Consider the following 12,763-nt stretch of genomic DNA (forward strand, 5'->3'; position numbering starts at 1 on the left):
TTATTGGTTAAATTTTTTCTGTTTTAGAAATATTAGGAATACAAATGATTAATTATGAATTAACCATTAAAATGTTAAATTTTTTACATTTTATCAATTATACGCAGCAAAAATCAGTATTAGATAATAATAATTTTTGAAAAGGGCAGCTCTATTAAATTTTTTTTGTTCTCGTCTTTAATATGTAAATTTGCATTTGAAAAACAAAAAAGTACCTCAATATAATAGCTTTTTGATATTGAAACTATCAATGCAATCTGCTATTATAAGTCAAAAACAATTCTATTATGAATACTTATAAGGATTACATTCAAGAGATTGAAGAAAGAAAAAGCCAAGGCCTTAACCCGAAGCCAATTGATGGAGCTGAATTGCTAAGCGAGATCATTTCACAAATTAAAGATTTGAATAACAAAGATAGAGAGGATTCTCTTAACTTTTTCATTTACAATGTTGTACCAGGTACTACCCCTGCTGCTGGTGTGAAAGCTAAATTTTTGAAAGAAATCATTCTAGGGGATTCAGTAGTTGCTGAAATTACTCCTGATTTTTCTTTAGAATTGTTATCACACATGAAAGGTGGAACTTCTGTTGAAGTATTGCTTGATTTGGCTTTAGGTGATGATGTAGCTATTGCTAAAGAAGCTGCAGTGGTATTAAAGACGCAAGTTTTTCTTTACGAAGCGGATACAGATCGTTTAGAAGAAGCTTTCAAAAATGGTAATCCAATAGTTGCAGCAATTCTAGAGAGCTATGCACAAGCTGAGTTCTTTACTAAATTACCGGAAATAGCAGAAGAAATTAAGGTGATCACTTATATCGCTGGCGAAGGGGATATTTCAACTGATTTACTTTCTCCAGGGAACCAAGCGCACTCAAGATCGGATCGTGAACTTCATGGTAAATGCTTAATTTCTCCTGAAGCACAAGATGAAATCAAAGCATTAGCAGAAGCGAATCCTGATAAGAGCGTTATGTTAATTGCTGAGAGAGGTACTATGGGAGTAGGATCATCAAGAATGTCAGGTGTAAACAACGTTGCTTTATGGACAGGTAAAAAAGCAAGTCCTTATGTTCCATTTATCAACATTGCTCCAATTATTGCTGGTACAAACGGTATTTCACCTATTTTCCTAACAACAGTAGGAGTTACAGGTGGAATAGGGATCGATCTTAAAAACTGGGCGAAAAAACTAGATGCACAAGGGAATGTTGTTCTTGATGAAGCTGGAGAAGCTATTCTTGAGGAAGTATACTCTGTTGCTACTGGAACTGTTCTTACTATCAACACTAAAACAAAGAAACTTTTTAACGGAGAAAAGGAATTGATTGATATTTCAGCGTCTTTAACTCCTCAAAAAGTGGAGTTTATTAAAGCTGGTGGATCATATGCTATAGTTTTCGGTAAAAAGCTACAAACATTCGCTGCTAAAACTTTAAATATAGATATACCTCAGGTTTATGCTGCGTCAAAAGAAATTTCTATTGAAGGTCAAGGTCTTACTGCAGTAGAAAAAATATTCAATAAAAACGCTGTTGGGACAACTCCAGGTAAAGTATTGCATGCAGGTTCAGATGTGCGTGTAGAAGTTAATATCGTAGGTTCACAAGATACAACTGGTCTTATGACATCTCAGGAATTGGAGTCTATGGCTGCAACTGTGATTTCTCCAATTGTGGATGGTGCTTACCAATCAGGTTGTCATACTGCTTCAGTTTGGGATAATAAGTCAAAAGCAAATATCCCTAGATTAATGAAGTTTATGAACGACTTCGGTTTAATTACAGCGCGTGACCCTAAGGGTGAGTATCTTGCAATGACGGATGTTATTCATAAGGTGCTTAATGATCTTACAGTTGATGATTGGGCAATTACTATTGGAGGTGATTCTCATACAAGAATGTCTAAAGGTGTTGCTTTTGGTGCTGATTCAGGAACTGTAGCGCTTGCATTGGCTACAGGCGAGGCTTCCATGCCAATCCCGCAGTCAGTGAAGGTGACATTCAAAGGAGAAATGAAGGAATATATGGATTTCCGTGATGTAGTTCATGCTACTCAATCTCAGATGCTTCAGCAGTTTAAAGGAGATAACGTTTTCCAAGGTAGAGTTATTGAGGTGCATATTGGTACTCTTACAGCTGACCAATCATTTACATTTACGGATTGGACAGCAGAGATGAAAGCAAAAGCTTCTATCTGTATTTCTGAAGATGCTACTTTGATAGAATCATTAGAGATTGCCAAAAGTAGGATCCAGATCATGATTGATAAAGGAATGGATAATAAAACACAAGTTCTGAAGGGATTGATTGCTATTGCTGATAAGCGTATAGCAGAGATCAAATCAGGTGAGAAACCAGCATTGGCTCCAGATGCAGATGCTAAGTATTTTGCTGAAGTTGTTGTTGATCTTGATGTAATTGCAGAGCCAATGATTGCGGATCCGGATGTAAATAACATTGATGTTTCTAAAAGATATACGCACGATACAATTAGACCACTTTCTTTCTATGGTGGTGATAAAAAAGTAGATCTTGGTTTTATAGGTTCCTGTATGGTTCATAAAGGGGATATGAAAATTCTTGCTCAAATGCTTAAGAATATTGATGCACAAGAAGGTAAGGTGGAATTTAAAGCGCCGCTAGTTGTAGCTCCCCCTACATACAATATCGTAGATGAATTGAAGAAAGAAGGAGACTGGGAAATTTTACAGAAATATTCTGGTTTTGAATTTGATGATAGCGTGCCTAAAGCGGTAGCTCGTACATCATATGAGAAAATGCTGTATTTAGAGCGTCCAGGATGTAATCTATGTATGGGTAATCAGGAAAAAGCGGCCAAAGGAGATACAGTGATGGCAACTTCTACACGTCTTTTCCAAGGAAGAGTTGTCGAGGATACTGAAGGTAAAAAAGGAGAATCTTTACTTTCGTCAACACCTGTTGTTGTTTTATCTACGATCTTAGGTAGAACCCCTACTATAGAAGAATATAAAGCAGCTGTAAAAGGGATTAACTTGACTAAGTTTGCGCCTCCTCACAAGCAATTAGTTGGATAATTACAGATTGTCTATTAAATATATTAAGAAGCCTGAGTTATAAACTCGGGCTTTTTTTGTATATTGTGATATCTAAAATACAACAACAAAAAATACCTATATATTATGGCTTTTGATATTGATATGATTAAAAAAGTGTATGACAACATGACTACTCGTGTTGATGCAGCACGTGAAATAGTGGGTCGTCCGCTTACTTTAACGGAGAAAATTTTATACAATCACCTTTGGGATGGTATGCCATCTAAAGCTTTTGAAAGAGGTACGGATTATGTAGATTTTGCTCCAGATAGAGTAGCTTGTCAAGATGCAACGGCGCAAATGGCATTATTGCAATTTATGCATGCTGGTAAATCTCAAGTGGCAGTTCCTACAACAGTACACTGTGATCACTTGATTCAAGCAAAGGTTAATGCTGTAACGGATTTGGCTAGAGCCAAAACACAAAGTAATGAAGTTTTTGATTTTCTTTCATCAGTATCTAATAAATACGGAATTGGTTTCTGGAAACCGGGAGCTGGGATTATTCACCAAGTAGTTCTTGAGAACTATGCGTTCCCAGGTGGAATGATGATTGGTACTGATTCGCATACTGTAAATGCAGGTGGTTTAGGTATGGTTGCTATTGGTGTTGGTGGTGCTGATGCGGTAGATGTAATGTCAGGAATGGCATGGGAACTAAAATTTCCAAAACTAATCGGAATCAAATTAACGGGTAAACTTTCAGGTTGGACAGCTCCAAAAGATGTTATTCTTAAAGTTGCTGGCATTCTTACTGTAAAAGGGGGGACGGGTGCTATAGTTGAATATTTCGGTGAAGGTGCAACTTCTATGTCTTGTACTGGAAAAGGAACAATCTGTAATATGGGTGCTGAAATTGGTGCAACCACTTCTACATTTGGATATGATGATTCTATGGGGCGTTACTTGCGTTCAACTAATAGAGCTGATGTGGCTGATGCAGCTGATAAAGTAGCAGATTACTTAACTGGAGATGCTGAAGTATATGCTAATCCAGAGAAGTATTTCGATCAGGTTATCGAAATTAACTTATCAGAATTAGAGCCGCATTTAAACGGTCCTTTTACTCCAGATTTAGCCACTCCAATTTCTAAAATGAAAGAAGCAGCGATCAAAAATAACTGGCCGTTGAAAATTCAAGTAGGTTTGATTGGTTCTTGTACCAACTCTTCTTATGAAGATATTGCTCGCGCGGCTTCAATAGCCAAACAAGTTACCGATAAAAAATTAAAATTAAAATCAAAGTTCACCATTACTCCAGGTTCTGAAGTGGTTCGTTATACAATCGAGCGTGATGGTTTTATAGATACTTTCGATAAAATTGGTGCTACGGTGTTTGCAAATGCTTGTGGACCGTGTATCGGAATGTGGGATAGAGAAGGTGCTGAAAAAGAAGAACGTAACACTATCGTTCACTCTTTCAATCGTAACTTTTCTAAACGTGCCGATGGAAACCCAAATACGATGGCTTTCGTAGGTTCGCCTGAGTTAGTGACGGCTATGGCTATCGCAGGTGATTTAGGTTTCAATCCATTGACTGATACTTTGATCAACGAAGATGGTGAAGAAGTAATGCTAGAAGCACCAACAGGTGATGAATTGCCGAAAAAAGGATTTGATGCTGAAGACCCAGGTTTTCAGGCGCCAGCTCCTGATGGTTCGGGTATTCAAGTAACTGTAAGTGAAGATTCAGAGCGTTTACAATTATTGGCTCCGTTTGCTCCATGGGATGGAAAAAACATTACGGGTGCCAAATTGCTTATTAAAGCATTCGGAAAATGTACCACAGATCATATTTCTATGGCAGGGCCATGGTTGCGTTTCCGCGGACATTTAGATAATATCTCTAATAATATGTTGATCGGTGCTATCAATGCATTCAATCAAAAAACAAATACGGTTAAAAATCAATTGACTGGAACGTATGATGCAGTTCCAGCTGTAGCACGTGCTTATAAAGCGGCTGGTGTACCATCTATCGTTGTGGGGGACCATAACTATGGTGAAGGATCTTCTCGTGAGCATGCTGCCATGGAACCTCGCTTTTTAGGTGTGAAAGCGGTATTGGTGAAATCCTTTGCTCGTATTCATGAAACAAACCTTAAAAAACAAGGATTGCTAGGGTTGACATTCGCTAACGAAGCTGATTACGACAAAATTCAAGAAGATGATACAATCAACTTCACAGATTTAGTCGATTTTGCTCCGGGAAAACCACTAACATTAGAATTCATTCATGCTGATGGTAGCAAAGATGCAATCATGGCTAATCATACCTATAACGAGGGACAAATTGGTTGGTTCGTTGCCGGTTCAGCATTAAACTTAATAGCTGCTGGAAAAGCTTAAATTTAAATTTCCTCACCGATTTTCGGATGGGATAATTCATACTTAAAACGCCTTGTGAAGACAGGGCGTTTTTTTTATCTCTTTATTTGTTAAAATAATTATAAAGAGTTCTTAAAAAAGTGCGTTATTTGTATTTATGGGTTAAATTCGCATTGGTGAAACATGGTTTTTGCAGGTTTTACTATTTTGGTATGACAATTCACTGATTTTAAATGCGTAATATGTTTTATGTAGTTGAAAATAAGAGGGGTGGTTAAATTAAAAATGAAATTTAAATAGGGTTTATGAGGTACAACAGTTGGATTTTAGCAATAGTTTTTTTAGGTAGTGTTAGTGCTTTTTCACAAGAAAAATATACGAAGCACATCGTTTCAAAAGGAGAAAACATTTCTAAAATTGCAGAGAAATACCATGTAAAGCCGAGCGCCATTTTTGAACTCAATCCAGATGCTAAAAATGGGATAAACTATAAGTCGGTTTTATTGATTCCGAATACCAATTTAAAATCCCAAAAAGCGAGTACCGATATTGTAACTACTTATCCTTCAAAAAAACACTCCGTCCTTCCTAAAGAAACTCTTTATGGTATAGCCAAACAATATGGTGTAACTGTAGAAGATTTACAAAAAATAAATCCTACGCTTGGAAAATCTGGACTAAGAAACGGACAAAAAATAAATATTCCTGGTACCGAGTCAGATCAAAAGGCAGTAGCTTCAGTCGTCGAACCACTAAAATCCAATCAAGAAGTAACCGTTTCTTCACAAACCAATGTAACAAAGGAAATTTCGACAGAAAGCGTAGTTCGCGAAATCTTACCAAATGAAACTAAGTATGCCATTGCAAGAGAATACGGTATTACGGTAGCTGACTTAGATAAGGCGAATCCAATTTTAGAAACTGAAGCTTTACAAATTGGGCAAAAAATCACCATTCCTGTTAAAGAAGAAAATAATACTAAAACTGTAGTTGCCAATGTTGAAACCAAAAAAGAGAATGCCACTGTAGCTGAAAATAAAATTACTCCAAAAACCGAAACTTCAGTTATTGAAGCAGAGGTAATTGAAAATAAAATAGTTGAAACAACTTTTATTCGCAAGGTTTTACCCAAAGAAACCAAATATGCAATTGCAAAAGAATACGGTATTTCGGTTAAAGAATTAGAGAGACAAAATCCAAAAATAGCCAAATCACTTCCCATAGGTTATAAACTGAGTATCCGTAGTCCAAAATTAGTTTTGACAGAAGAAGCCAAACAGGAATATGCGAAAAATAATGAGCCAGAATTTGTAGGCCCATCTTACAACCTTAAATCCTTCCACGGAACTGATTTCTTGGATCAGTTGGTTTCTACTGCATCTGAAAATATTGGGACGCGATACCGCACTGGCGGTACCACAAAAGAGGGCTTTGATTGTTCTGGACTGATGTGTACCACTTTTGGGACATTTGATATCCAGTTGCCTAGAACATCCATTGAGCAATCACGTTATGGTGTGAAAGTAAGTAATGAAGAGGCGCAAAAAGGAGATCTGATTTTCTTTAAAACTAACGGAAGACGTCAAATTAACCATGTAGGGATGGTAGTCGAGGTAAATGATGGGGACATTAAATTCATACATGCCTCTGTTGGTGGCGGGGTGATTATTTCGTCGATTAAGGAAAGGTATTATAGCAAAAAAGTGTCTCAAATCAATAGGGTGTTATAGTACATTCGATAAAGATATAAAAACTGACTCTCAGGGAAACTTGGGAGTTTTTTTTATGAAGTTTATTTAAAATAGATCTCCGTTGTATTTTTTCAACTGTCTCAACTGAGACTGTTTTTTTTAATAATTAAAATCATTCTTTGCTTTCCGAACCTAAATGTGCATTTTCAATGCTCAGACATAGTCTGCTGGTTTGTGGCTAAATGAGAATATAGTAGTTTAAAATTGTAAATATTTCTTTGTTCGGTCCAACGCGAATTTTTCAACACGGAATTTTAGTATGGAAATAGCAGTAAGTTTATAAAAAAAAAAACAGATAGTGCTAAAGTAAAAATCAGCATTCCGAAAGTAGGAATGCTGATTTTTTTTGTTTTTTAATTGCGACTTTCAACTGCCATGATTTCCAGGTTTTTTTCACCTTCTTCAAAGTCCCAGTTAATCACATCACCTACTTTCCAGCCCACTAAAGCAAGCCCCATCTGAGTTAATATGGATTCCGTTTTGTTTCTTTTTTTTGCTTTATCTGGAGCAACAAAAACATAGGTTTCTTCAAGATCGTTATCTAGGTTTTTAACGGTTACACGTTTCTCTATATCGACAACGTCGTCGGGTAAATTCTTTCGGGTTAACTGTTTTGCGTTCTTAAGTTGTAATTTTAAATTTTCTTCTTCTGTAGGTGTTACTTTTTTACTTTTAATATGGTCTTTGATAAGATCGTATATACCGGTTGTTAAAATAATATTTTGTGACATTTTTCTGTTTCTTAGTACCAATGCTTTTGATGCACCTTTGTTAACGGCCCAAACACTAAATAGCAATTGTCCCTGTAGGTAATTGGTGTTTAATGATAAAACTGCTTCAATAAGCTATTCACGGTGTAAAATTATATATAAAGGATAGCTGAGGGTGTCCCTGCCTTGGGTTTGCAGGGAATATTATCTAAAGTCTTTGGAAAATTTTAGAAAATAGTCTTCATACTGACAGGGCAATAAAAATAAATGTCCTGATGCATAAGTGCTTATGTTTAAAAAAAGTGATTTACTCATTGTTTTTAATTGAAGAACAAAATTACAAATTTAAATATGGCTAAAAGAAGATTTAGCCTAAGATTGAGGCTATAATTTAATCGAAAATACTAACCATCCTTTTTTGAAGTCTTTATTTTTTTTAAAGAGATTAAAAAGGGACTTCTTACTATCGGTATTTTTAGCTACGATATATTTTGCATAAAAAAAACTGCTATTGATGAGGTAGCAGTTAGATTTTTAAAAGGGTTGGAAATATGATTTAAAGTCATTATTCTTACCCTAGCACATGATGTGCCAGTACTTTTTGCACTTCATAAACATTGACAGATTTATTGAATTGTTTTATGATGCTAGGATTTAGTTCACTGGAAACCCAGATCTTTAATTCGGCGTCCAAGTCAAAGGTGCCGGCAGTCTCAATACTGAATCTGGAAATGCTTTTATAGGAAATGGATTTGTATTCGGTTTTACTTCCTGTTATACCTTGTTTGTCAACCAGAATAAGTCTTTTAGTTGTAAAGATAAAAGTATCTCGTATTAGTTTAAAACCCAATTCGATTTGTTCTCCTTCTATCAAAAGTTGGTCATACTGTTTTGCTAATTGCTCTTGGCTTACAGTACCTGCATTACCAAGAATTGCTGAGAAAATCCCCATATTATAATTCGTGTTATTAGTTAATTTTTTTAGTGGTTTGAACAATGTTTTAGAAAGAACGATTCGGGAATTGCCTTTTTATTTTCTAAGACTTTTTATTATTGCCATTACATCTTCGTCGCCCAAACCTTCATATTGAGCGGCAGCGTAGCTATCAAGTAGGGGTTCGATTAATGGGGTGTTTAATCCTGCTTCTTTGGCCAACCCCAAATCTTTAACGAGGTGTTTCAGCGCAAAAGCGGCAGGGTAGGAGTCCTCTAAAATGGAGGTTGATTTTATTTTGGTGATTCCGTTGCCACAGGCGCCTTCATTGATAATGCTGAGCATGTCTTCTTTACTTACGCCATTGTTTTCGGCAAAAATAATGGTCTCCGCCAATCCCTGAAGATTAAGTCCGAGTAAATAGTTAATAGCCAATTTAGCAGAACTTGCTACGCCGGCTGCACCCACGTGGATGGATATTTTTCCTAATACGTCAAAAATAGGTTTGACTTTTTGATAGCTTTCAGCAGTTGATCCAACTAGGATTACCAGAGTCCCATCTTGTGCTGGCTTAACGCTACCAGAAACGGGTGCGTCTATAAAAGTTACTTCCCTCTTGCTACAGTTGGTCGCCAAATAGCGTGAAGTGGCAGGAGATACTGTACTCATGTTTATGATAATTTTCCCAGGATATTCTTTTCCCAATAGTCCTGATAAGCCTTCAAATATTTCTTTTACTGCGGCATCATCGGACAACATGGTTAAAACTACATCGCAATTCTCCATCAAGTCTTGAGGACTATTGGCAGAGGTAGCGCCTGCTTCAATTGATTGGGATTCTTTGTCTTTGGTACGGTTGTATACAGCCACATCAAATCCAGCATTCAGTAAGTTTTTAACCATCGGATTTCCCATGTTGCCAAGTCCTATCCAACCTAATTTTAATTTATTCATGTTTTTTCTATTGCTGATTTAGAATTTCTTTATTACATTTTTTAGAGAAAAGGTAAGTTACTCTTTGTTTGCAAAACGCGATACTAATTTAAACTTTATTTCTTGGCAAAGAGTATAAAATCAACTACAAATGGTAGTAATCTATAAGCAACTGAAAGACAGTATTTTTTTAAGTATATTATATATTGATGATTTAATAAATAGGTATGATAGAAAAGCACGGACGTTAGTCCTTGCGATATACGGTAAAGGAATTAGAAAGCATATCCCATTGTTAATAACCAATTTCTAGGTGTGCCTGGAAAAAGACGGATATAATCGTAACCACCTACCCAATGTTCCTTGTTAGAAATATTATTTATGTTTAATTGTAAGGTAAAGTTGTTTATCTTATAATAAAGTGCGGCGTCCAGTAAAGTATATCGTGGAATAGTTTGATCGCTATTTTGTTGCAAAATTCTTTCAGTTAAAAAATTAGTGCCCATTCCCAAGCCAAAATTGGCAAATACACCATTTGTGATGTTGTAGCGGGTCCAAATGTTTCCTTGGTGTTTCGGAGTATTGGGCTTTTGCAGATTACTGCTATTCCCATTTTCGTCTTCAGTTATATTAGAATTATTATAGGCATAAGATGCAGTGACATTCCAATTGTCAAGAATACGCCCACTTAAATCTAGTTCTATACCTTTTGATTCTTCTTTACCAATTTGCTGCAAGTCATCAGAGTTAGGCTTCTGATACAGACTGTTTTTTTGTTGAATTTTATAGAGCGCTATGGTTCCAGATAATTTTCCGTCAAACCAAGTTGTTTTGCTTCCAAATTCAATCATATTACTTTCAAGAGGATCAAATGGTCCACCTAGTGTTGAATCCATATTTGATGCCATCTGTGGTTCATAGCCTTGTAAGTAGGTTCCATAAAGATTTATATTTTTAGTTGCTGTGTAAGTAATACCTATTCGAGGTAAATAAGCATGTTGCTTTACATTAGATTCATCTGTTTGTTTGTAGTTTATTTTATCAGTATAATTATCATAGCGTAAACCTAGTAGTGCTTTGAATTTTTTCCAGCTAATATTATCTTGTACATAGATTCCATGTGAGTTATAAAAGTCAGGGCCAAATTCCCGTATTTTATAAATATACTTATTCATGTTTTTTAACTGTTGTGATCCTACTCGGTCCGTTAAGTCAAAATGGGGGATATTAGGTACAGGATTACCATTTTTATCGAGCATGTATTTGTCTTTATCCTTCAGGAACTGTTCCGCACTATTTATGTTTAAAGCGTTTGTTCCATCTGCATTTAGGTATCCTGAAGCTTGCAATTGAGAACCTCCTGGAGGCATTTCTTGTTGTGCATAATCGTAACCAAGGATTATGTTGTGATTTAGAGCACCTGTATTAGTTTTATAATTTAAAAATGAAGATAGGTTGTCTATATACCGTTTACGTTTGCGTTGAAAAACTTGCATGGCTACTTTATCTGAAATATCTTCCCCGCTAGCATTAACTGCATAAGCATTAGCGCTGCGGTGTTCTAAAAGATCTTCATCGTAGCCTGTCCGAATATAAGAAGATGAGAACGAAAAATTATCGCTAAACTGATGATTTAATGCCATAGTCATAACATAGGTTTCCTCATTCAAATAATCATTGGCTGAACTCAGCGATAATGAGATTGGAGCCGAATATAAGTCACCTTTAAATACTGATTGTCCACGATCTAATCTGCTTTTTGAACTATTATAAATTAAGTCAAAATTAAGTTGAGTCTTATCAGAAGGTAGGAAAGAGATTGAAGGAGCAATAACTATGTTTTTGTCAAATTGTAAATCCCGAAAACTACCCGCATCTTCGTAACCAATATTTATTCGGTATAATAAAGACTTTTCGTCGTTTAATGGTCCCGTAAAATCTCCTAAAGCTCTTACCGTATTATTACTGCCTGTAGAAAAACTCATAGAATTTCTTTTTATATCCAGTGGTTTTTTAGTGACACGATTTACTACTCCACCAGGTGATGCGTTTCCCGCAAGTGCTGAGGCAGGACCTTTAAGTACCTCTACACGTTCCAAATAATTTACAAGTGGTTGTTTCCAAAATCCTGTAGAGGTGCGCATGCCATTTAACAATTGCGTGTTGCTGCTACCGTTAATTCTAAAGCCACGAATAATTATGTCATCATAAAAGGTGTTTTGGTTGACGCCACTAAAGTTTTTTACGATATCTCCAATACGTGTTACGCCTTGGTCTAATATTAGTTCTTTCGTGGCGTATGAAACAGCCTGTGGCACATCTTTAAGAGCCATTTCGGTTTTTGACCCTATAAACGAGCGTGTGTTTTTATAGGATTTTTCTTTTCGTCCAATTATTTCTACACTTTGTAATTGGTTAACTTTCTCCTGCAAAACAATATCTAAACGGATGGCTTGATTTGAACTTAAATGGATTGCTCTTATTTGTGATTCAAAGCCAATGGCTGAGATAATAATTGTATAATCTGCAGATGAGATTTGCGAGAATTTATAGTTTCCGTCTTTGTCAGTATAGATTCCCTTTTTCAGTTCTTTAATATATACGTTGACATTGTACACTGATTGCTGTTGTTTATCGGTGATTTGTCCAGATATGGAAGCCATTTCTTGACTGTGTAGTATTGTAGAGTAACAAGCCAGAATTAAAATGTAAAATAATTTCATTAGGTATTAGTTTTTATTTCAGCAAAACTAAATCTTATTTAGACTAAATACAAATAATGATATGTCAATTTACAAAATAATTAGGAAGCGAATATTTGTCGCTATTTGTAGTCTAAATTTTACCAGGTATTTTAAGGTTGTAAGTGTCTAATTAGTTGTGTTTTATTAGAAATGGCTGTGTGCTTTGAAGCAACTAGGAGACCTTGATCTATTGTATTGTTTCAGGGAAATCACTATAATTACATTTAAGAGGAGGTTTTCATTTAGTTGTTGCTGCGCATTTATAAACTAATGGTATTGTTTT

At 35.7% G+C, this 12,763-nt stretch carries 7 protein-coding genes; 3 read left to right on the forward strand and 4 right to left on the reverse strand.

The genetic code is table 11. From position 1 onward, the window contains the following. The first annotated feature begins 287 nt into the window (after positions 1-287). From HJ01_RS07890 to HJ01_RS07900, 3 genes are all read left to right on the forward strand, one after another. A complete protein-coding gene (locus tag HJ01_RS07890; RefSeq protein ID WP_007137825.1) occupies positions 288-3,059 on the forward strand; it encodes a bifunctional aconitate hydratase 2/2-methylisocitrate dehydratase in 2,772 nt (923 codons plus the stop codon). 105 nt (positions 3,060-3,164) lie between these two features. Beyond that, complete coding sequence (locus tag HJ01_RS07895; RefSeq protein WP_007137826.1) at positions 3,165-5,429, forward strand: aconitate hydratase; 2,265 nt, start codon at positions 3,165-3,167, stop codon at positions 5,427-5,429. A 284-nt stretch (positions 5,430-5,713) separates the two neighbouring features. Continuing rightward, positions 5,714-7,138 carry a peptidoglycan endopeptidase gene (locus HJ01_RS07900; protein ID WP_007137827.1) on the forward strand — a complete coding sequence of 475 codons (1,425 nt, stop codon included), beginning with the start codon at positions 5,714-5,716 and terminating at the stop codon, positions 7,136-7,138. Between the two features lie 374 nt (positions 7,139-7,512). Here the strand turns inward: HJ01_RS07900 and HJ01_RS07905 are convergent, their stop codons facing one another. From HJ01_RS07905 to HJ01_RS07920, 4 genes are all read right to left on the reverse strand, one after another. Continuing rightward, a complete protein-coding gene (locus tag HJ01_RS07905; RefSeq protein ID WP_040473801.1) occupies positions 7,513-7,890 on the reverse strand; it encodes a GreA/GreB family elongation factor in 378 nt (125 codons plus the stop codon). Between the two features lie 550 nt (positions 7,891-8,440). Next, positions 8,441-8,821, reverse strand: a complete 381-nt coding sequence (locus tag HJ01_RS07910) for a PH domain-containing protein (protein ID WP_007137829.1) — start codon at positions 8,819-8,821, stop codon at positions 8,441-8,443. 78 nt (positions 8,822-8,899) lie between these two features. Continuing rightward, positions 8,900-9,757 (reverse strand): NAD(P)-dependent oxidoreductase, encoded by an 858-nt coding sequence (locus tag HJ01_RS07915; protein ID WP_007137830.1) that lies wholly within the window; start codon positions 9,755-9,757, stop codon positions 8,900-8,902. Between the two features lie 254 nt (positions 9,758-10,011). Further along, positions 10,012-12,459, reverse strand: a complete 2,448-nt coding sequence (locus HJ01_RS07920) for a TonB-dependent receptor (RefSeq protein WP_007137831.1) — start codon at positions 12,457-12,459, stop codon at positions 10,012-10,014. Positions 12,460-12,763 lie beyond the last annotated feature (304 nt).

Origin of the sequence: Flavobacterium frigoris PS1 (genome assembly GCF_000252125.1) — a bacterium.
GTDB lineage: Bacteria > Bacteroidota > Bacteroidia > Flavobacteriales > Flavobacteriaceae > Flavobacterium > Flavobacterium frigoris_A.